The 21,069-nt window shown below is 62.2% G+C and carries 15 protein-coding genes; 9 read left to right on the forward strand and 6 right to left on the reverse strand.

All coding sequences use genetic code 11. The features are described from left to right. Window positions 1–101 precede the first annotated feature (101 nt). The 5 genes from NX784_RS17450 to NX784_RS17470 all read left to right on the forward strand — a co-directional run bounded on the left by NX784_RS17450 (window position 102) and on the right by NX784_RS17470 (window position 7,202). Window positions 102–2,414, forward strand: coding sequence for an NADP-dependent malic enzyme (locus NX784_RS17450; protein WP_258817971.1), 2,313 nt, complete (start codon window positions 102–104; stop codon window positions 2,412–2,414). Window positions 2,415–2,767: 353 nt separating this feature from the next. Then, a complete protein-coding gene (gene gmd, locus NX784_RS17455) occupies window positions 2,768–3,811 on the forward strand; it encodes a GDP-mannose 4,6-dehydratase (protein WP_258817972.1) in 1,044 nt (347 codons plus the stop codon). A 10-nt stretch (window positions 3,812–3,821) separates the two neighbouring features. Further along, complete coding sequence (locus tag NX784_RS17460) at window positions 3,822–4,766, forward strand: GDP-mannose 4,6-dehydratase (protein WP_258817973.1); 945 nt, start codon at window positions 3,822–3,824, stop codon at window positions 4,764–4,766. A 5-nt stretch (window positions 4,767–4,771) separates the two neighbouring features. Then, entirely contained in the window at window positions 4,772–6,028 is a 1,257-nt protein-coding gene (locus NX784_RS17465; protein WP_307736035.1) for a glycosyltransferase family 4 protein, read from the forward strand. A 22-nt stretch (window positions 6,029–6,050) separates the two neighbouring features. Beyond that, window positions 6,051–7,202: a glycosyltransferase family 4 protein gene (locus NX784_RS17470; protein ID WP_258818104.1), complete on the forward strand. Its 1,152-nt coding sequence runs from the start codon at window positions 6,051–6,053 to the stop codon at window positions 7,200–7,202. A gap of 41 nt (window positions 7,203–7,243) precedes the next feature. Here NX784_RS17470 and NX784_RS17475 read toward each other — a convergent pair whose 3' ends face one another. Further along, on the reverse strand, window positions 7,244–8,266 hold the full coding sequence (locus tag NX784_RS17475) for a response regulator (RefSeq protein ID WP_258817974.1): 1,023 nt from the start codon (window positions 8,264–8,266) through the stop codon (window positions 7,244–7,246). Then, complete coding sequence (locus tag NX784_RS17480; RefSeq protein WP_258817975.1) at window positions 8,263–11,625, reverse strand: MHYT domain-containing protein; 3,363 nt, start codon at window positions 11,623–11,625, stop codon at window positions 8,263–8,265. Before NX784_RS17480 ends, NX784_RS17475 begins: the two co-directional genes overlap by 4 nt. Before the next feature lie 235 nt (window positions 11,626–11,860). Between NX784_RS17480 and NX784_RS17485 the strand changes: the two genes are divergently transcribed. Continuing rightward, window positions 11,861–12,601 (forward strand): substrate-binding periplasmic protein, encoded by a 741-nt coding sequence (locus NX784_RS17485; RefSeq protein WP_258817976.1) that lies wholly within the window; start codon window positions 11,861–11,863, stop codon window positions 12,599–12,601. Between the two features lie 105 nt (window positions 12,602–12,706). Here the strand turns inward: NX784_RS17485 and NX784_RS17490 are convergent, their stop codons facing one another. The 3 genes from NX784_RS17490 to NX784_RS17500 form a co-directional block, all read right to left on the reverse strand. Next, window positions 12,707–12,970: a hypothetical protein gene (locus NX784_RS17490; RefSeq protein WP_258817977.1), complete on the reverse strand. Its 264-nt coding sequence runs from the start codon at window positions 12,968–12,970 to the stop codon at window positions 12,707–12,709. An 806-nt stretch (window positions 12,971–13,776) separates the two neighbouring features. Then, the gene (locus NX784_RS17495; protein ID WP_258817978.1) at window positions 13,777–14,763 is read right to left on the reverse strand and encodes a hypothetical protein; all 987 of its coding nucleotides are present in this window, start codon (window positions 14,761–14,763) and stop codon (window positions 13,777–13,779) included. 840 nt (window positions 14,764–15,603) lie between these two features. Next, entirely contained in the window at window positions 15,604–16,746 is a 1,143-nt protein-coding gene (locus tag NX784_RS17500; protein ID WP_258817979.1) for an acyltransferase family protein, read from the reverse strand. Between the two features lie 951 nt (window positions 16,747–17,697). On the opposite strand from NX784_RS17500, the gene NX784_RS17505 reads away from it, so the two are divergent. Together NX784_RS17505 and NX784_RS17510 are read left to right on the forward strand one after the other, a co-directional pair. Beyond that, entirely contained in the window at window positions 17,698–18,363 is a 666-nt protein-coding gene (locus tag NX784_RS17505; protein ID WP_370662948.1) for a recombinase family protein, read from the forward strand. Window positions 18,364–18,509: 146 nt separating this feature from the next. Continuing rightward, a complete protein-coding gene (locus tag NX784_RS17510) occupies window positions 18,510–19,139 on the forward strand; it encodes a hypothetical protein (protein ID WP_258817980.1) in 630 nt (209 codons plus the stop codon). Between the two features lie 510 nt (window positions 19,140–19,649). On the opposite strand, the gene NX784_RS17515 is transcribed toward NX784_RS17510, so the two are convergent. Then, a complete protein-coding gene (locus NX784_RS17515; protein WP_258817981.1) occupies window positions 19,650–20,192 on the reverse strand; it encodes an MbcA/ParS/Xre antitoxin family protein in 543 nt (180 codons plus the stop codon). A gap of 193 nt (window positions 20,193–20,385) precedes the next feature. On the opposite strand from NX784_RS17515, the gene NX784_RS17520 reads away from it, so the two are divergent. Further along, entirely contained in the window at window positions 20,386–20,562 is a 177-nt protein-coding gene (locus tag NX784_RS17520) for a helix-turn-helix domain-containing protein (RefSeq protein ID WP_307736031.1), read from the forward strand. The last annotated feature ends 507 nt before the right edge of the window (window positions 20,563–21,069 follow it).

Here is a 21,069-nt window from a genome sequence, read left to right on the forward strand (position 1 = left end):
CCCTTGGTCGCTGCTGTCGATACCAAGAAATACGTAGACGGGGACTGGTGACACTCTGCTAAAATCGGAGACCCCCCGTCAGTTCAAAAAGGCAGCAGAGCATGGATTCGTCAATCGATAAAAAAGAAGAATTACGTCAACAACTGCGGGCTGCCGCGCTCGAGTACCACCAGTTTCCCACTCCCGGCAAGATCGCCGTCACGCCGACCAAGTCTGTCCTGAACCAGCGCGACCTGGCCCTGGCGTACTCGCCGGGCGTTGCCGCGCCCTGCGAAGAAATCGTCAAGGACCCGGCCTCTGCCTATAAATACACGGCGCGCGGCAACCTCGTCGCGGTGATCTCGAACGGCACGGCCGTCCTCGGCCTCGGTAATATCGGCCCGCTGGCATCGAAGCCCGTCATGGAAGGCAAGGGCGTGCTGTTCAAGAAGTTCGCCGGCATCGACGTGTTCGACATCGAGATCAACGAAAACGATCCGGACAAGCTGATCGACGTGATCGCCGCGCTGGAACCGACCTTCGGCGGCGTGAACCTCGAGGACATCAAGGCGCCCGAGTGCTTCTACATCGAGCGCAAGCTGCGCGAGCGCATGAAGATCCCCGTCTTCCACGACGACCAGCACGGCACCGCGATCATCGTCGGCGCCGCCATCCTGAACGGCCTGAAGGTCGTCAATAAAGATCTCAAGAAGTGCAAGATGGTCGTGTCCGGCGCGGGCGCGGCGGCACTGGCCTGCCTCGACCTGGCCGTCGACCTCGGCTTCCCCATTGAGAACATCTATGTGACCGACCTGGCCGGCGTCGTCTACAAGGGCCGCACCGAGCTGATGGACCCGGACAAGGAACGCTTCGCGCAAGACACGCCGCACCGCTCGCTGGCCGAAGTCATCCCCGACGCCGACATCTTCCTGGGCCTGTCCGCCGGCGGCGTGCTGAAGCCGGACATGGTCGCGAAGATGGCGCCGAACCCGCTGATCCTGGCGCTCGCGAACCCGAACCCGGAAATCCTGCCGGAAGATGCGAAAGCCGTCCGCAACGACGTCATCATCGCCACCGGCCGTTCGGACTACCCGAACCAGGTCAACAACGTGCTGTGCTTCCCGTACATGTTCCGCGGCGCACTGGACTGCGGCGCGACGACGATCACGCGCGAGATGGAAATCGCCGTCGTGCACGCGATTGCCGACCTGGCCCACGCCGAGCAGTCGGACATCGTGGCGTCCGCGTACGGCATCTCGAACCTGTCGTTCGGCCCGGAATACCTGATCCCGATGCCGTTCGACCCGCGCCTCTTGACGCACATCGCGCCGGCCGTCGCCAAGGCCGCGATGGACGGCGGCGTCGCCACCCGTCCGATCGCCGACCTGGCCGCCTACGCCGAGAGCCTGCAGCAATTCGTCTACCGCAGCGGCAGCTTCATGAAGCCGCTGTTCCAGATCGCGAAGAGCGCGCCGGCCGAACGCAAGCGCATCGTCTTCGCCGAGGGCGAGGAAGAGCGCGTGCTGCGCGCCGTGCAGGTCGTCGTCGACGAGAACCTGGCCCGTCCGATCCTCGTCGGCCGTCCGGCCGTGCTGGAAAAGCGCATCGAGAAATTCGGCCTGCGCCTGAAGCAGGGCAAGCACTTCGACGTCATCAACCCCGACTTCGACGAGCGCTACCGCGATTACTGGCAAAGCTACCACCAGCTGGTCATGCGCAAGGGCGTCACGGAAGACCTCGCCCGCCTGGCAATGCGCCGTCGCCACACGCTGATCGGCGCGATGATGATCCACAAGGGCGACGCCGACGGCATGATCTGCGGCACGTACGGCACGACCGACGTGCACCTGCAGTACATCGACCAGGTGCTGGGCAAGCGCGCCGGTGCCAACGTCTATGCGGCGCTGAACTTCATCATCACGCAGGAACGCCAGATCGCCATGGTCGACACGCACGTCAACGAGAACCCGACGGCCGAAGAGCTGACCGAGATCACGCTGATGGCGGCCGAGGAACTGGAACGCCTGGGCATCAATCCGCGCGTGGCGCTGCTGTCGCACTCGAACTTCGGCACGTCGAACAGCGCGTCGGCCAAGAAGATGCGTGCCGCCCTCAGCCTGATCCAGCAGAAGGCCCCAAGCCTGGAAGTCGACGGCGAGATGCACGGCGACACGGCGCTGGACTCGAAGCTGCGCGCCAAGATCATGCCGCAGTCGACGCTCAAGGGCGATGCCAACCTGCTCGTCATGCCGAACATCGAAGCCGCGAACATCGCCTATAACGTCGTCAAGACGGCAGCCGGCAGCGGCGTCGCCATCGGCCCCGTGCTGCTGGGCTGCGCGCGTCCGGTGCACATCCTGACGCCGTCGGCCACCGTGCGCCGCATCGTCAACATGACGGCCTTGTGCGTCGTCGATGCCGTCTCGGAGCGCTGATACCGTGCTGTTGTAGATTCGTCACCGGTAGTAAGATCCGACAAAAAGGGCCCATCCGGGCCCTTTTGTCATTTAACTGTAGAAATTTCCTACAAATCGTGAAGGTGTAATAAAGCTTGAGTAACAAGTAACAATGCGTAATCACGCGCCGTCTTTTCAAGGTTTCAGTCCATAATAGACGAGTCTATCTTGTTTATTTTGCATCTTTTCCGGGGTGCAAGACACAAGTGAAACTCGCGGCAACGTGGCGTATCGGAGTGTTATTGCCTCCATGCCACCGCGTCCGACGTCCCGGGCCGCCCCGCCAAGGCGGTCGCGGCTGTCGCTACGGATCACCAACTGATACCAAGAACATGCAGACTACGAAAACGGCCCTGATCACCGGCATTACCGGCCAGGACGGCGCCTACCTGGCGCAGCTGCTCCTCGACAAGGGTTACCGCGTGACGGGCACGTTTCGGCGGTCCAGTTCGGTCAACTTCTGGCGCATCGCCGAGCTCGGTATCGAGCAGCATCCGAACCTGTCCCTCGTCGAATATGACCTCACGGACCTGTCGTCGAGCGTCCGCCTGATCGAATCCACCCGTCCGGACGAGGTGTACAACCTGGCCGCACAAAGCTTTGTCGGCGTCTCGTTCGACCAGCCCGTGACCACCGCCTCGATCACGGGCCTGGGCGCCGTGCACCTGCTGGAAGCGATCCGCATCGTGCATCCGACAGCGCGCTTCTACCAGGCGTCGACGTCCGAGATGTTCGGCAAGGTGCAGGCCGTGCCGCAGGCCGAGTCGACGCCGTTCTACCCGCGCAGCCCGTACGGCGTGGCCAAGCTGTATGCGCACTGGATGACCGTGAACTACCGCGAATCGTATGGCATCTTCGGCAGCTCGGGCATCCTGTTCAACCACGAATCGCCACTGCGCGGTCGCGAATTTGTCACCCGCAAGATCACGGACGCCGTCGCCAAGATCGTCCTGAACAAGCTCGACGTGCTGGAACTGGGCAACCTGGACGCCAGGCGCGACTGGGGCTATGCGCGCGAATACGTGGAAGGCATGTGGCGCATCCTGCAGGCGGCCGAGCCCGACACCTTCGTGCTCGCCACGAACCGCACGGAAACCGTACGCGACTTCGTGACGATGGCCTTCCGCGGCGCCAACCTGGACGTCGAGTGGAAAGGCGCGGGCGAACAAGAGACGGGCCATTGCGCCCGTACCGGCAAGCTGCTCGTGCGCGTGTCGCCGAAGTTCTACCGCCCGGCCGAGGTCGACCTGCTGATCGGCGACCCGTCGAAGGCGCAGCGCGAGCTGGGCTGGAAGGCCGAGACGTCGCTGGAACGGCTGTGCCAGATGATGGTCGACGCCGACTTGCGCCGCAACGAATCCGGTTTCTCGTTCTGACGTGCACGGCATGGCCACGGAAAACATCGTCCGCATCGGTGAACGCCACGACGAACCTCGCGAGGGGGAGGGCAGGCGCGCCCTGATCACGGGCCTGCGCGGCTTCACGGGCCGCTACATGGCGCGCGAACTGGCCGCGGCGGGCTATCGGGTCTACGGCACCGTACAGCCGGGTGCCGAGACGGGGCCGGATGTCTTCGCCGCCGACCTGCTCGACCGCGCCGCGCTGGCGGCCGTGGTCATGCAGACGCGGCCGGACGTCGTCGTCCACCTGGCCGCGATCGCGTTCGTCGCCCACGACAATGCCGAACAGATGTACCGCGTCAACGTGGCCGGCACCCGCAACCTGCTGGAAGCGCTGACGCAGGGCGCGCACAAGCCGTCGTGTGTTCTGCTGCCTTCGTCGGCCAATATCTACGGCAACGCCGCCGTGCCCGTCATCGACGAATCCGTGGCGCCCGCGCCCGCCAACGACTACGCCGTCAGCAAGCTCGCGATGGAATACATGGCCCGGCTGTGGATGGCCAGGCTGCCGATCGTGATCGCGCGGCCGTTCAACTACACGGGCGTCGGCCAGCACGAGTTGTTCCTGCTGCCGAAGATCGTGTCGCACTTCCGCAAGGGCGCGCGCCGCATCGAACTGGGCAACCTCGCGATCGCGCGCGATTTTTCCGACGTGCGCATGGTCGTGAAGAGCTATCGCCGCCTGCTCGCGGCGGCGCCGGCCGGGGAGGTCTTCAACGTCTGCTCCGGTCGCTCGCAGTCGCTTCAGAGCGTGATCGACATGATGAGCGACATCGCCGGCTACCGCATCGACGTGCACGTCAACCCGGCCTTCGTGCGCGCCAGTGACGTGGCAACGCTGACCGGTAGCAACGCCAAGCTGACCGGCGTGATCGGGCCCGTCGCCTCGCCGCCGCTGGTCGACACGCTGCGCTGGATGTACGAGGCGTGAGCACGATGCCGACCGGCCAGGACAACACCATGATCGAACTGGGCCTCCCCAAACGACGCGCGGTCGGCACAGCCGGCCTCCAGGACCACCTGCGCACGCTCGTCAGTACCGCCGAGGCCGCGAATGACGCGCTGGCATTGCCCGACCTGCGCATCGGCATGGGCACGACCATGATCGAACCGGCCTACACGGGCGGGCACCTGGACGGCATCGGCGTCTATACGCAGGCGCTGCTGCGCCACCTGCCCCGGGCCGGCTGCGCGCTGCTGCCGTATTCCTGGCCGCGCCTGCGCGGCGGCGGCGCCATCACGGCGGGTGAAGCGCTGCCCCATTCGTTCGAGCGCGCGTCGTTCGTCGACCTCGTGACGCCGCACGCGCACCGCGTGCACATGCCCGTCGACGTGTTTCACGTGACGGACTACCGCGTCGTCCGCATGGATTGTCCCGTCGTGGCGAGCCTGCACGATGCGCTGCCGGTCAAGCATCCCGAATGGTGCAACCCGCGCCTGCGCGGCGTGAAGAACTGGCTCCAGCGCAAGGCCGCGCAAAAGGCCGACCACGTGATCGCGCTGTCGCATTTCGCGATCGACGAACTGGTCGAATGCTTCGGCATCGACGAGCGCCGCATCACCGTCGTGCCGTGCGGCGTCGACGACGAGTGGTTCGAGCCGCCGCCGGCCGACGCCGTGGCGGCGACGTTGCGGGTCAACGGTTTGCGGCCGGGTTATTTCCTGTTCGTGGGCACGCTGCAGCCGCGCAAGAACGTCGAGCGCTTGCTGGACGCCTACCTGTCGCTGCCCGCGGCCGTGCGGGCGGAACGCCAGCTCGTCATCGTGGGCAGTGCCGGCGCGCGCTCGGACGACGTGCTGCGCCGTATCGCGGCCGCCGTGCAGGACGGCGCCGACGTCGTCTGGCTGAACCGCCTCGTCGACAATGCCGACCTGCGCCACGTGTACGCGGGCGCGGGCGTGTTCGTGTTCGCCTCGCTGTACGAAGGTTTCGGTATTCCTGTGGTGGAAGCGTTTGCAGCCGGCGTGCCCGTCGTCGCGTCGAACACGACATCGCTCCCGGAAGTGACGGCCGGCGCGGCGCTCGACGTCGATCCGCTCGACACGGGCGCGATCGCCGATGCGATGCTCACCCTGGCGCGCGAACCCGCCGCGCGGGAGCGCTGCATCGCGGCCGGTCGCGCGCGCGCGGCCCAGCTGACGTGGGCCGAGACGGCACGCCAGACGGCCGCCGTCTATCGCGCCCTGGTCTGAAGGACCGCCCATGTCCAGCCCGATGCGCGTCCTCCATTTCTACAAGACCTATTACCCCGATTCCGTCGGCGGGGTCGAGCAGGTGATCCGCCAGATGTGCGTGGGCACGGGACGCCTGGGGATCACGAACCAAGTGCTGTCGCTGTCGCGCGACCGGCACCTCGAGCCGTTCGACTACGAGGGCCACACGGTGCACCGGGTGCCGCTGAATGTCGAGGTGGCGTCCAACGCCGTGTCGGTGCAGGCGATCGGCGCGCTGGCGCGCATGGCGGCGCAGGCCGACGTCGTGCACTACCACTTCCCGTGGCCCTTCATGGACCTGGCGCACTTCCTGGCCCGCATCGACAAGCCGACCGTCGTCACCTACCACTCCGACATCGTGCGCCAGAAAATGCTGCTGAAGCTGTATCAGCCGCTGCGGCACCGGTTCCTGCGGAGCGTCGATGCGATCGTCGCCACGTCGCCGAACTATCTCGCGTCGTCGGCCGTGCTGCATGGCTACCGCGACAAGACCCGCGTCATCGCGTTCGGCCTCGACAAATCCAGCTATCCGGTGCCGGAGCAGGCGCGCCTGGACCACTGGCGCGCGCGCGTGGGGCAGAAATTCTTCCTGTTCGTGGGCGTGCTGCGCTACTACAAGGGCTTGCACATCCTGCTCGATGCCGTGGCGGGCACCGACTATCCGGTCGTGATCGTCGGCGCCGGGCCGATCGAGGCGGAACTGAAGGCGCGTGCCGCGCGCCTTGGCCTCAAGCACGTGCAATTCGTCGGCGCCGTCGACGACCACGACAAGGCCGCGCTGCTCGAGCTCTGCTACGCCGTCGCCTTCCCGTCGCACCTGCGCTCGGAAGCGTTCGGCATCTCGTTGCTGGAAGGGGCGATGTACGGCAAGCCGATGATCTCCAGCGAGATCGGCACGGGCACCACGTACATCAACGTGCACGGCGAGACTGGGCTCGTGGTGCCGCCGTCCGACCATGAGGCCTTGCGCGCCGCCATGCAGCGGCTGTGGAACGACCCGCGGATGGCGCAGGAGATGGGGCAACGCGCCGAGGCGCGCTACTGGCAGCTGTTCACGTCGGCGCAGATGGCCGAGAACTATGCGCGGCTGTACGAGGAACTCGTGGCGCGCAAGGCGGAAGTGCGGCTCACGGCCGCGGCGCGGCTGGGGTAACGCTTGGTGGGCTCTCCGAGCCCACCATTGCATCCGCCGATCTACGCCGCAACGGGCATCGCCGCCGGCACATCATCCTGCTCAGCCCAGCGCGTGCGAATCGCGCGGATCGCCGGCATCTGTTCGAGGAACAGGTCGACCAGCACCGGATCGAAATGCCGTCCCTTCTGCTTGACGAGGAAGTCGAGCGCCTCCTCTTCCGTCCACGCTTTCTTGTACGGGCGCACGGACGTGAGCGCGTCGAACACGTCGGCGATGGCGCAGATGCGGCCTTCGAGCGGGATATCGGCGCCGGCCAGGCCGTTCGGGTAGCCGCTGCCGTCCCATTTCTCGTGGTGGGTCAGGGCGATGTTGCGCGCCAGGGCGAGCACGCCGTGGTCGTGCTGGCCGATGATCTCGGCGCCGATCAGCGCGTGCCCCTGCATGATCTGCCATTCGTCCGCATCGAGCGGCCCCGGTTTCAGCAGCACGCGGTCGGGGATGCCGATCTTGCCCACGTCGTGCATCGGGGCGGCGTGCAGCAGGTCGTCGGCTTGCGCCTCCGTCATGCCGGCAGCGAGGCCGAGGATGCGCGCGAAATGGCTCATGCGGATCACGTGCAGGCCCGTCTCGTTGTCCTTGTACTCGGCGGCCAGGCCCAGGCGCTGGACGATTTCCAGCCGCGACGCGCGCAACTCTTCCATGCGCACGAGCGACAGGTGGGTGCGCACGCGCGCACGCACGATCGGCGGGCTGACGGGCTTCGTGATGTAGTCGACGGCGCCGGCCTCGAAGCCTTCCAGCTCATCCGCCGTGTCGTTCAGCGCCGTGACGAAGATGACGGGGATGGCCGCCAGCGCCGGGTCGGCCTTGAGCGCCGCGCACACTTCATAGCCGCTCATGCCGGGCATCATCACGTCGAGCAGGATCAGGTCGGGAAGTTCTTCGCGCGCCAGGTCGAGCGCGCGCGGGCCGTCCTTGGCGAAGCGCAGGCGGTAGTGGTCTTGCAGAATCTGGCGCAGCAGTTGCAGGTTGCTCGCCTCGTCGTCGACCGCGAGAATCAGTGGCTGGGTGACGTTGGTCATTCGAAAATCTCCTGTGCCGGCTCGTCGATGGCCGCCAGCACGGCGTCAAGTTGTTGCAGGGCGAGGTCGAACTCGAAATCGGAAATGGCGGTGTGCACTTGCGCGACGCGGGCGGCCAGCGGATGGCCGCTCGTGGCGGCGGCGAGGCCGGCCAGCGCGGCGTCGTCCAGGCCGCCGCGCTTGAGCGCATCGCGCAGGACGTTGGCCGCGCGCCGCGCGCGGCCCAGGTCGGCCCCCTGCGCTGTCGTCTTGGCGGGCTGGCCGGCCGGGCGGGGCAGGACAGTACGGATCGCGTCCAGCGCGTCGTCCAGCAGGGAGGCCACGTTTGCCAGCGTCGCCTCCAGCTTGTCTTCGGTACCGGGGTACAGCTTGCCGCTGTCGCCGTCGACGAGGCCTTCCAGCCCCGCCAGCGCGTCGGCGAGCAGTTCCAGGCCGAGGTTGGCGGCGATGCCGCGGACCCGGTGCGCCTGCATGCGCAGCGCGAGGTAGTCGGCGGCGGTGGCCTGGGCCGCGAGCGTCGCGGCCAGGCCGTCGTGCTGGGCGGCGAAGTGGGCGAGGGCTTCCACGTACGCGTCTTCCTTGCCGCTCCAGCGGCGCAGGCCCGCGTGGCGGTTCAGCGTATGGTGCTCCTGCGCCGGCAGGTCGTCCGGCTGCTGGCCGGGGCCGAGGCCCAGCACGCGCGCGATCTCGTGCGACAGCGCGAACCAGTCGACGGGCTTGCTGGCGAAGCCGTCCATGCCGGCCTCGATGCTGGCACGGCGGTGTTCGGCCAGCACGCTGGCCGTCATGGCGATGATCGGCACGCGCGGGCGGCCCGCCGCCGCGGCCTGCTGGCGGATCATGCGCGTGGCCGAGAGCCCGTCGAGGGTGGGCATCTGGAAGTCCATCAGGATCAGGTCGAACGGCTCGCGAGCCGCCATCTCGACGACGGCGGCACCGTCGCCGACGGCCGTCATCGTGTGGCCGCGGCGCGCCAGCAGCAGTTGCAGCAGCTCCTGGTTCTGCGGGACGTCGTCGGCCAGGAGCACGCGCAGCGGCGGCAGGGCGGCGGCCGTGCGCACGCGCGGCTGCTGCGGGGCGAAACGGGCCAGCACGAGCGGCAGCACCACGTGGAAGGTCGTGCCCTGGCCCGGCTCGCTCTCGGCCCAGATGCGGCCGCCCATCAGTTCGACGAGCTGCTTGCAGATCGTGGTGCCGAGGCCTGTGCCGCCGAACCGGCGCGTCATCGAGGCGTCGGCCTGGGTGAACGGTTCGAAGATGGCGGACAGGCGGTCCGGCGCGATGCCGATCCCGGTGTCGCTCACCAGGAAGTGCAGCTGTTCGCCCTGCAGCTCGGCGCGCAAGGTGACGGTGCCTTTTTCCGTGAACTTGATGGCGTTGTCGAGCAGGTTCGTGAGCACCTGGCGCACGCGCAGCTCGTCGCCGCGCAGGCAGGTGGGCAAGGTCGGGTCGTAGTGAATGTCGACATGCAGGCCTTTTGCGCGCGCGTTGGCGGCCAGCGTGGACGACAGTTCGTCGATCAGCGACAGCAGGTTGTAGTCGTTCTGTTCCAGCTCGACCGCGCCCTTTTCCAGCTTGGCCGTGTCGAGGATTTCGTTGAGCAGGCGCAGCAGCGCACGGCCCGAACTGCGGATCGTGTCCAGGTGGCGGCGCTGGTCGGCGTTCAGCTGGCCGTCCAGCAGCACGTCGGTGAAGCCGAGGATGGAATTCATCGGCGTACGGATCTCGTGGCTCATGTTGGCGACGAAGCTGGCGCGCGCCGCTGCGGCCTGCTCGGCGTTTTCCTTCGCGACGCGCAGCGCGTCTTCCATGTGGCGGCGCTCGGTGATGTCGAGGATGACGCCGTCCAGCCAGCACAGCTCGCCTGCGTCGTTGCGCACGCCGGTGCCGTTTTCCCACATCCAGCGGGTGCTGCCGTCCGCGTGCAATAAACGGTATTCGACGAGGTAGGGGCGGTCTTCGCGCAGCGCGGTGGCGATCGTCTCCGACACGCGTACGCGGTCGGCCGCGTGGATCAGCGGTGCGAACGTGCGGCGCGGCGCCGTGCCGAGGAAGTCGCGGCCCGGGTAGCCGGTGACGCGCTCGACGGCATCGCTGATGAACAGCATCGGCGCGTCGCCTTCGATGAGGCTGCTGCGGTAGGAAATGCCGGGGATGTTGCCGATCAGCGAACGGAACTGCTGCTCGCTGGCGCGCAGCGCCTGCTCCATCTTGCGGCGGTCGCTGATGTCCGTGATGAAGCAGACGAACAGGTCCTGCTGGTCGAGGCGTGCGTGGCCGATGGCACGCCGGATCGGCACGATGCTGCCGTCCTTGCGCCGGCCCGTCACGTCGGCGCCGCGCGCGCTGGCGCTGATCTCGCCCGTGCGCAGCGAGCGCAGCAGGCCCACTTCTTCCGACGCGGCCTCGTCGCCGATCAACAGGCGGATGTTGCCGCCGACGATGTCGTCGCGGTCCCAGCCGAAGATGCGCTCGGCCGACGCGTTGAATTCGCGGATGGTACCCTCGCGGTCGACCGTGATCACGCCATCGACGGTGGTGGTGAGCAGCGCGCGCATCCATGCTTCGCTGCGCGACAGTTCGCGGAACATCTGGCGGTAGCGCAGCAGGCCGTTGGCGGCGAGCACGAAGACGGTGAACGCGACGACGATCAGCGTGATCGCCAGCGCGAGGAAGGTGTCGTTGCTGGCCTTGTGCGGCGTCAGCTTGTCGACGTGGCCGACGAAGCGCGCCGCTTCCATGCCCGTGTAATGCATGCCGGAGATCGCGCAGCCCATCACGATGGCGGCCAGCAGCAGGCGGCGCTGCTCGCTCAGCCGGTGCGACAGGCTGGACAGGCCGAAGCGCACCCACAGCGCCAGGGTCGCCAGTACCACCGCGACGACGATGGACAGGCCGAACGTGAACGGATCGTAGCGCAATCCGAGGCCCATGCGCATGCCGGCCATGCCGGCGTAGTGCATCACGCCGATGCCAGCGCCGACCAGCACGCCGCCGGCCAGCAGGCCCCAGCCGCCCAGGCGGTCGCGCGCGATGACGGCCAGCGCCACGAACGAGGCGGCGATGCTTGGCAGGCTCGACAAGGTGGTGGCGGTCGGATCGTAGTCGACGGTCGTGCACAGGTCGAACGCGAGCATGCCGATGAAGTGCATGGCCCACACACCGGCGCCGAGCGACAGGCTGCCCGTGCCGAGGATGATCCAGCGCTGGGCGCGGTTGGCGGTGGCCTGGCCGGCGATCTGCAAGCCCATCCACGATGCGAAAATGGCAACGAGCACGGACAGCGCGACCAATTTCGGCGTATAGAGCCCATAGCTGAGCAGCGATGGATCGGATGGGAGCGTGAACACGGACAACATGGCGCGTGATTTTTCGAGAGAATTGATGAGTTTGAGCGCAAGTATGGCATTTCTGGCAGTGAAAGTCTTTCCGATGAGAACTTAATGCCAGATGAATACGTGAAGTTGTCGCATGTACGCCACCTGAAGTCAGGCAATGTTGCCGGTTCGGCACGCGTTGCCGCATTTGCGATGTTGCTGCTATGCTAGTTATACGGGTCGTCCGTCTTGGGCGCCCGCAATAGGTGCGACGTGTATGAAAACGACAGTTCTTGCCGCACTGCTGGCCGGGGCCTGCGCGCTGGCGCAAGCGGAGCCGGCGCCGCGGCTGTATCTGACCACCGAGACCTCGGCGCCGTACAGCATGCGTGATGGCGACCGCGTGACGGGCATCGGTACCGACATGGTGCGCGAAATCATGGCCCGCTCCGGCGTCGCCTATTCGATCGACCTGCTGCCGTGGAAGCGCGCCTATACGGCCGCGCTGGAACGCAAGGACGCCTGCGTCTACTCGACCACGCGCACGCCCGAGCGCGAACCGCATTTCAAATGGATCGGCCCGATCGGCGAGGCCGAGTGGGTGCTGATGGGCCGCGCCGACCGCCATTTCGCCGTGCACAGCCTGGACGACGCACGCGCCTACCGCGTCGGCACCTACAACGGCGACGCGCGCGACCAGTTCCTGCGCGCACGCGGCTTCACCGTCGACCCCGCCCCGAACGACATGATCAACCCGCGCAAGCTGATGATGGACCGCATCGACCTGTGGGCCGCCAGCATCCGCCGCGACAGCCTGACGCTCGACCGGCTGGGTTACACGGGCAAGCTGGTGCCGGTGTTCGTGTTCAACCGTATCCGCGTTTATCTTGCGTGCAACCGTGCCGTGCCGGATGCGCTCGTCGCGCGCATGAACGGGGCGCTGGATGCGATGGAGCGCGATGGGACTGCCCGGACCATCGTGCACAAGTACGATGATTGGGGTGTGCCGCCGAAGTAGTCGGCACGTAATCGTTTCAGTAAGACGGCGGCGCGATGCGGTCGCGCGGACTTACCAGGATGGGAATCCCGATGGGCGGCGGCACACCGTTGGGATACGCGCCCATCAGCCAGCCAGTCGCCCGTCGGCAGCCACAGGACAGTTCACTGTCGGACGCCAGCGCCTCTGCCAAGGCCGGGTCAATACCCGCATGGCGAGGTTGAGCGGTATCAGTCGTGCATATAAATATTTTGCGGCTGCGGACGTTCCAAGCATTTCCTGCAGAACAAGTGCAACCTCAACCTGTTCGGCTACAAGGCGGTTCGAGCGGTTGGATGACGCGTGGGGCTCCGGTTCCATGGCATTGCGGATGCGCTCAAGTTTGCTCATACACAATCCTTTGAGGATGATACGTATGATTATTTTTGGTTCTTTTATTTATCCAGGGACCGAAAAACCTGCGTTCCCAAGGCCGCGTTAACACGCGCATTGCGACCTCTATAGGGATGCCGTTGTGAGCCAAAGCGCGAGCGATTGTCTGAATACTCTCAAAAGGACGGTTTCTCAGAATGGCGTCAATGAGGATGGCGGAAAGGCGGTCGAGTCTATTTTTCATTACCTGCCCTTGGAGTGAATATGTCATTTTGGACTCCACAGGCATTGCTACCTACGATTCAAATGTAACGCATGTCAAAAGTGCACAGATGTTCAGTCTGAAAGGAAAGTTGTACAAAAAACGGATCGGCTTAGCGGAGGCGGATTCTTGTCGAGGTGAAAATGGCGGCTTAGCTGGTAATGGACGAGCTCAAACGTCGGCGCACAAAAAAACCGCGTTCCCAGAGGGAGAAACGCGGTTTCATGGACTTTGCGGGACTACTACGGATGAGTAGGTGGTGCCTCCGGCCGGAACCACATTTCAATATGGTGAGTCTTGATGAATTCTTAAAAGTACCAACATAGGTACCAACAGAAATTTTTGCTACCTATCCACGCGTGCAGCCGGCCGGGCCAGCGCGTAACGGCGACGATGATTCGATGCTTGAGGTTAGTACTCGGGACTCGCCCGCGTCCGGTTCATCCCGGTAGGCGAGATATTCGTCGACGCCGGCCGCGCGGGCGTACTCTTCGCATTGCTCGCACGCCTGCTTCGCATCCGTGCCGCGTTCGCGCATGTATTTCTCTTGCATGGTCCCGGCTCATGGGCAGCCGTCGGGGCCAGCTGCCCAGGCATCGGTGTATGCGCGCACATCGGGACTAGCTTGATAGAGATTCAACTTCGTTTTGATATACTCGTCTGGATCTATAAACTGACGGATACCTTGATGAACAAGCTTGTGGAAGGGAGTTTCCTGAACCGCAGTCAGGCCGGGCAGTGCGTCACGGAGAAGGTAGACCGTCCCGCGATAGGTCGCCCCCATGATACCGCACTGCTTTGTCGCACCCGGAACAATCCCTTCCCGGTGGTACCGGATCACAATCCGGGGCTGATGCGCAAATTTCTCAATGCGCTTCTGCACTTCGGCCGTGATGACTTCAACCGGCAGCATCTTCTCCGGCGCCGTGATGACTGATTCCCGCGGGCGGCGATACAGGCCCGGCATCGGCTCCTGACGGCGATACGAGCCGTCCACGTTTTGCAGCGGGTTGCCGCGCAGCGTGATATTGCGCCCTGGCGTCGACGGGCCGCTCGACAGCTGGCGAATCACTTCCTCCAGTCGCGCATTTTTTTCGTCCAGCTCGGCCTGCTCCTTGAACGGGCCGACCTGTCGCGCTTGCAGCTCGGGCAGCGTGGCTTGCGCGCGCGCGAGGCGGTGCTCGATGGTCTCGCGCACGTACTCCAGGCGCGCCGGCTGTACCAGCTTCTCCAGCTCGTCCAGTGCCGTGCGCATGGCCGACGTCGTGTAGTTCCAGTCCTCGCGCAGCTTGGTTTCGCCCGACGTGAGCGTCGAGCCGTCCGGGCGCAGGACGGCGAGCGACGTCCAAAACTGCTTGTCGTCGCCGCGCGAGAACGTCGCATGCAGCGGCATGCCGTAGAACTCGCCCAGGTCGACCGTCGCCGCATCGTCCTGCGCCAATCCCACCGAGCGGCCTTTCGCAATTTCCGCGATCGCGCGCGCGGCGTCGGTGCGCGCGATGTACTCCTTGCCGTCGACGGTCATCGCGAAGGTTTTCTCGTCGCCCATTTCGCTGCCGACGGCGCTGAGTGCGCCCTCCAGGGACGTGAGGCGGCGCTTGCCGACGGAGATCGAGACCTTCGCCTTTTCGTCGCCGCCGCTCTGCTCCTTGAAGATGTCGTAGACCGCCTCACGCGCTTTGGTGTCGCTCGTGACTGTCGGCGTGCCGGAATCCGCGGAGCGTGCTGGTGGCCGCCAGAGGCGCTGGACTTGTCGCCGCTATCGGTACGCAATGGGCGCCAAGGGCATCGATATGCTCCGCACCGAGCGTACCTGGGCGCGAACAACGACCCGCGCGGGTACAAGTCAACACCGTGACGCCGACCGAGACCGCCTATAGGGCCATCGGCTTCTAGTCGAGCACTACGGCCCACATCTAGGGCAACCAAGGGCAAGCTCTGAACATTATCAGCCAGACCTGAACGGCCTCATGCGAGATCGCGGACCGTTGGGCGCAGTCGATCGCGGTCGGTCACGCGCAGATGATGAGAAGGTGGGCGACTTGCGCGACGACCGGAATAGCAAGAAGCCGGAAACGCCGATCCGGGTCAAGTTTCAACTTGAAACCCCTGTAAGCTATTGATTTAGAAGAGGGGAGACAGTTGAAACACAGCTTGAAACCCGTTTTTATACAAGTTGTATAAAACAGCGCCTTCGCCGACCACGTGCCTGATCCGAGTCAGATGCTTCCCGTAACCGCTCCAAGGTCGACGTCGCGTCTGTCGGGTGCACGTAGGAGAACATGCTCGGCGCGCGCGCGACAATGGCATGCAAATTACGTGCATGAGCTCGGCCCCAAGGGAGCGACGACATACGATCTGCCGCACCATCTTAACTGATGGGGTCACTTTACAAAGCGCTGCTGGGAAGACGCTTACTGAGCAGCGGCGTGAGCACCGATCGGTACCACTTGGTGCGCCGTTCGGTCAACTCTCCCATTGCGAAAATGCCGAGCATGAGCAGGCCAAAGAATGCCAATGGTGAACGCACGTCAAGTCCATTCCAGATGAAGACCGCCAGCGGCATGTGAAAAACATACATAGAGAACGTGAAGCTGGACAGGTAACGTATTGCTTTCTCGCATTTCTGCAGGAGGCCCATACCCAATGAACCGGCCGCGAGGAAGTTAGCAGAAACGATTATGCCAAGGATGAAATCGCCAACGAACTGATTTGAGCCGCGCGTGTGTTCCATAACTACTGGCCAAGCCTCGCGCATGACTTCGCGAATCCGAACGCCGAGATCGAACCAAACGAACGTCAACCCAGCTGCGACCGAGATCAAAAAAACCTGGATAGCAAACTTTCGATCTAACGCTGCCATTTTCCGGTACAAGTAGCAGCCAAGTAACCACACAGGCATAAGCAAGAGAATTTTGGGCCCCGCGATCAAAGCTGCGCAAAGCATGAGCAATCTACTGGGGTGATAGCACCAGATACCAAACAGGATGTAGTACCAAACTTCATAGTTCAATGACCAAAAAGGCGCGTTGTAGGGTAACGAAACGTTATCCCACGATTGACCGACGAAGGTCATGCTCAAGAGAAGATCCTTTGTAATCGAACCACCCGGCGAGGCATACGGTAGACCATCCACAGCCAGCGCACTCAGCAAAGCCGATAACACGGCCGAACCGAGCACAACGGGGTATATCCGAGCGATCCGATGGTGTAAGTAGGTACGCAGCCCAAGCTCCCGACGCGCAGCGTGGGAAATCACAAATCCAGACAACACGAAGAAGATAACCACGGCCGAATGCCCCGGCCATGGCAGTGGACGGTTCGGTATCACAAGCGCCCAAAGGTGTGACATCACAACAGTAAATGCGGCACCGAATCGGACAAGGTCAAGATAAACGGAGAGCCCAGGTGGAATTTTACGGTGCATCTTATGAATCTCTTGTTGGTAGTATTTTTTGCTAACCAAAATACGACATTTTTCCTGGTCGTTACGTGCGGAGGCTCTAATGAGGTATTGATCTAGTGCGCCCATTCAACCTACTTGCCAGATCAATGCAGCCGAGCACCAAGCCTTGCAAACGGCCGGATTCGACACAAAGAAGTGACTAAACGGGCCAGTTCAAGAAAAATCTCTATCTGTACCGAATATTTTTTTGGCTTCTTAGATTGCTCGACAAAAGTTTTTTTCGATGCCTCAACTCTACGATTGCGTGATCCAGCATCCGAGCCTGGCGGCAGATGACGCATTCGCAGCTCGTGGCCGGAGGGCTCGGAGCGGCAAACGATCCCGATGACCTACCACGAGGATATGGGAAGCGGCGCCCGTAGCGGTTACGCCAGAGAGGCCGGCGTCGGCTGAGTAGTCTCGTCCTCTGGCACGTGGATTGCTGGCGATTGATCCTTGGTCGCTGCAACGTGCGCTCTTTTGTCGCCCGCACGAAGTAGTCGCCAAGATCCGGCAACCCAGCCGTCGGTCTCTTCGTACTGCTCAACGCGCCCGCAAACTTGGCAGGTACGGTGCTCGTCAGTACATTCGGCATCCCAAGTGTGGTCGGGGAAAAAACGATCAATCAAGTTGAATAACATTATTCCTCGCTAGGCAACAGGAGTTGTAAATCCGTAAATTTACGCCTGTTATTTCCTGCTTGCAAACAATTTTTCATCAACTTGGCAGTAGCACCTGTCGGTTCGCTTGGCATTGCTCAGGTGGAGATGCGATCACGCGTGCGGCTACCTCTCTACGGGACCCGCCCGGACATTCATCAGCCTTTCTCTTGCTGGCCTGCTCGCTCATCTGCTGGCAGTACGTTGGATGCTCATCAAGGTCGGATAGTAGCGGGAAAGTGTGCTACCTCACTGCTGCCCCGTTGGCTCAAGCGCAAACCGCTTGTCTTCAGGACAAGCGCAATAAAGGACCGTTTATGAACAGTGCTCGACAACGCAGCCCCATACTGTCCATAAAATATATATTTGAGTTTTGAACATGTTCAAATGTAGAATAGATCTTATTGAACAGGAAGGCGCGCGAACGGGAGCAGAAATGGCGATTTTTGGGTATGGCAGGGTTAGCACAAAGGAACAGACGACGGGGAATCAAAAACAGGAGATCAAAGCGGCCGGATATGTTGTTGACTATTGGCACGCGGACGAGGGTATATCGGGCAAGGTGCCGGCGATGCAACGACCTGAGTTCGCCAAGATGATCAGTCAAATCCGTGACGGAGAAACCTTGGTTGTGACGAAACTCGATCGCTTAGGGCGTGATGCGTACGACGTCGGTGCTACGATCAGGATGCTAGCGGCGCGCCGCATTGAAGTCATCGTTCTGCAATTGGGCAAGCTGGATATTACAAGCCCCGCTGGGAAACTGATGTTGACGATGTTAGCGGCCGTGGCCGAGATGGAGCGCGATCTGCTGGTGGAGCGTACGCAGTCCGGTTTGGCGCGAGCAAAGGCCGAGGGTAAGACGCTGGGCCGTCCATCTCGTACGACGCCAGAGCAACGCGTTACTATTGCGAAGCGGCACAAGGCTGGGGAGTCGATCAGCGCACTGGCTCGGGAGTACGGGCTATCTCGCGCAAGCGTGATGCGGATTGTGGCGCCGGCAACGGTAACTCCGAAAGCAGACATAAATCGGGTTTCAACTTGAAACTTTTGTAAGTCATTGATTTATATCGGCACGAATCGCAGCGCCGATTATCGCTGCGTTGCCTATTGGACACTTATGGTGTCAAACGCTACACTAACCAGGTTACCGCTTTCGCCACCTCGCCCATATAGCCCCACAAGGAAGCCATGAGTTCACAAGCATCTGTGATCCAGCCCCAGCAGCGCACATCGCCAGTTGCTTTGAAGATCGCCGCAGCCGTTCTTGCTGTCACGTCCGTAGCGCTGGCTGCACTCTACTATCAAGCTGCCCGTGACATCGAAACCCAGAAAGCAAGCGTTGCTAGTTTGCAGTTAGAGCTTGCTAAGGAAGTTGCTCGCGCAGCTGAACTCAAGTCTGACCTGAACGCTGCACGTACCGATGCTCAGGCTCAAGCAACGAAGTCAGCCCAGCTTTCATCCGAAGTGGAAAGCAAAGAGCAGGCGCTAGCAGCTGAAACATCGAAAGCAGAGTCCGTGCAGGCGGCGCTCGATCAAGAGAAGGCGCGTTTGCCCTCTGTACCAGTCCGTATAGAGATGCGACGCTCTGCCATGGGTCGTGGTCTTGTTGCAATGTTTACAAACACGTCCGCCATGCAGCTCTCAGTGATTATGGTAGCCCGTAACCCAACAACTGAAGGGGTAAAGGAAAAATCGTTTCAAATCGCGCCTGGCAGAAAGGTTGAGATCGGGTATCTCGAAGGTGTCCAGTTCGCATCCGGCGACCAGGTACGGTTACGTAGTGCCGGGTTTGAAGAGCTGCACTACACTGTTCAGTAAAACGCCCCGGCCGGGACGCTTCCATTGGCGTGAACCGCGCCTATGGTTGATAACGCGGCCGGTCTTGCTATCCCTGGCGTGGTTAGCGAACGAAGAGTTAGCAAGACAGTTAGTGCTTACCTGAGAGTGTGGCGACGTAGCTGCTGCCGATTGCACCGACACCAAGCTAAGGTGAAGTGGAGTCAGGACGAGTCAATGACAGCAGCAGACCAAGGCGCCTTTATTGTTGTCTTAGCTTCGCAAACTTGATCGCGAAGCGCTCCCATTCGCTCTTGGGGCGGAAGTACTCTCGTACATGCCAGCGAAGCCGACCAAAAAAGTTTAGGCCCGGTTCTGGTTCAGGAGGATCAGGCAATATAAGCCGTGGGCCATGGCACCAACCTCTACAACTGCGCTGGAACGCTTCAAAGCTGTCTGGAGACTTCATTTAGTTTGCTGAGACGTGAGTTTGAGGCTGAACGACCTGCTGAGTATTCAGAACGATCATAGCCGGGTGTTACTAGACTGTCCTCATGAGTATAGGTCGTCAAGCATTTTCTGAACTTGATCGCAACCTTCCAAGGTCCCGAGTAGATCGACAGGCCTTCGTCCTTGCAACGAGACCTTGGGACCTTCAAGCCATTTTTTTGCCTGCTGAGGCGAACCCAGTTTTTCTAAAGCAGCATTTCGGATTTCATCACGTCGCGCCAGTACTTCGGCGGGAATTTTGGGGTGCACTGGTTGATCGTTTGGCAATATTCTCTCCACTAAGGCGTCAGTAATATCTGCAAGTTTGGTTAGACCGGCAACGTACATCGTGTTTGCGGACCGATGTATCTTCTTGACGTCGGGTAACTCAAGAGGTGCCGCGTTGAGTGGACGCTCGCCCCAAGTTTTTGCGAAGTGGCTTCCGACAACCTGCTCGCAAATTTCGTCTGCGCTCGGTCCTGAACCCTGCTCATTTTTTGCGAAGTGGCGTCCGACAATCTGCTCGCAAATTTCATCTGCGTTGGATTCTGAGTCCTCCTCATCGTAAGAGCAGGGGCTGCGTGGTCGGTCATCTTCTTCGGCCATGATCTCTACCTATCTTGCGTTAGTTGGCTTCACTGGGCGCGGGCATGTAGGCCAGTACGGCAATTCCCCACATTGTGACGTAAACGCGGCTGACGTAAAAGCGGCACGTTGTGAAACTGCTTCCATGCAGTCACCAAGCGCTCCGCCTCTGCCCCAGACGACATACACACTCCGGGCTGTGTTGGCCAAAAATATGATCCGCCTGAGGCAAGAGCGTAAGTGGTCGCAGGAACACCTGGCATATGAAGCCGGGTTGCATCGGACCTTTGTCGCTCACGTTGAGCGCCATGCTCGGAATATTTCCCTCGACAACCTCGAAAAAATTGCCGTGGCTTTCGGTGTAGAAGCATATTCCCTGCTTCAGCCGTAGAGGAGCGTACCAATGCCAGAGCGAGCTCTCGGAAGTAATGTCGAGGCCTCATGGCGGCATCCGAGCCTGATGCAATGCTCAGATGGTACGATCAAGCACTATGTAGGGGACGCTACCAAGAGTGCGCTAACGCCCAGGTCGCTCTTTACGACTGGCCGAAACTGGGGCAAACTGCTATAAAAAATAGATCGATAAAATAAAGGCAGCGAGCCAGCTGCGACTATAGATTGGCGACGACAGGGGGCTGGTGAAGCAACGCTTCGACCCGCGTACGGCACACACTATCGATACCACAATCCAAATGGCAATGCCAGAGTGTTACTTCCTGGCTGCCCGCTATCTCGCTAAAAACGGGATTCCGCTGCGGGTCGTCATGAGAGTGCGGACGCAGTCCGACAGCCGGCGTGGCCTGTCGATCGCCCCCCGAGCGAGCTGATCTAGCGTCAGAACGCCGCGCGTCGGTGCTGGTGTTCTGGACAGACTGCTGCCTGTGGAACTTCAGCATTC

The organism is Massilia pinisoli, from assembly GCF_024753285.1.
Taxonomy (GTDB): Bacteria; Pseudomonadota; Gammaproteobacteria; order Burkholderiales; family Burkholderiaceae_D; genus Telluria; species Telluria pinisoli.

What these genes read in the sequence shown, in the direction of transcription:
- NX784_RS17495 (WP_258817978.1), bottom strand. Translation starts at nt 14,763, where the DNA reads ATGGGCGACGAGAAAACCTTCGCGATGACCGTCGACGGCAAGGAGTAC.
- NX784_RS17515 (WP_258817981.1), bottom strand. Translation starts at nt 20,192, where the DNA reads ATGGCCGAAGAAGATGACCGACCACGCAGCCCCTGCTCTTACGATGAG.
- NX784_RS17490 (WP_258817977.1), bottom strand. Translation starts at nt 12,970, where the DNA reads ATGAGCAAACTTGAGCGCATCCGCAATGCCATGGAACCGGAGCCCCAC.
- NX784_RS17510 (WP_258817980.1), top strand. Translation starts at nt 18,510, where the DNA reads ATGAGTTCACAAGCATCTGTGATCCAGCCCCAGCAGCGCACATCGCCA.
- NX784_RS17500 (WP_258817979.1), bottom strand. Translation starts at nt 16,746, where the DNA reads ATGGGCGCACTAGATCAATACCTCATTAGAGCCTCCGCACGTAACGAC.
- NX784_RS17475 (WP_258817974.1), bottom strand. Translation starts at nt 8,266, where the DNA reads ATGACCAACGTCACCCAGCCACTGATTCTCGCGGTCGACGACGAGGCG.
- NX784_RS17485 (WP_258817976.1), top strand. Translation starts at nt 11,861, where the DNA reads ATGAAAACGACAGTTCTTGCCGCACTGCTGGCCGGGGCCTGCGCGCTG.
- gmd (WP_258817972.1), top strand. Translation starts at nt 2,768, where the DNA reads ATGCAGACTACGAAAACGGCCCTGATCACCGGCATTACCGGCCAGGAC.
- NX784_RS17520 (WP_307736031.1), top strand. Translation starts at nt 20,386, where the DNA reads ATGATCCGCCTGAGGCAAGAGCGTAAGTGGTCGCAGGAACACCTGGCA.
- NX784_RS17460 (WP_258817973.1), top strand. Translation starts at nt 3,822, where the DNA reads ATGGCCACGGAAAACATCGTCCGCATCGGTGAACGCCACGACGAACCT.
- NX784_RS17465 (WP_307736035.1), top strand. Translation starts at nt 4,772, where the DNA reads ATGCCGACCGGCCAGGACAACACCATGATCGAACTGGGCCTCCCCAAA.
- NX784_RS17505 (WP_370662948.1), top strand. Translation starts at nt 17,698, where the DNA reads ATGTTCAAATGTAGAATAGATCTTATTGAACAGGAAGGCGCGCGAACG.
- NX784_RS17450 (WP_258817971.1), top strand. Translation starts at nt 102, where the DNA reads ATGGATTCGTCAATCGATAAAAAAGAAGAATTACGTCAACAACTGCGG.
- NX784_RS17480 (WP_258817975.1), bottom strand. Translation starts at nt 11,625, where the DNA reads ATGTTGTCCGTGTTCACGCTCCCATCCGATCCATCGCTGCTCAGCTAT.
- NX784_RS17470 (WP_258818104.1), top strand. Translation starts at nt 6,051, where the DNA reads ATGCGCGTCCTCCATTTCTACAAGACCTATTACCCCGATTCCGTCGGC.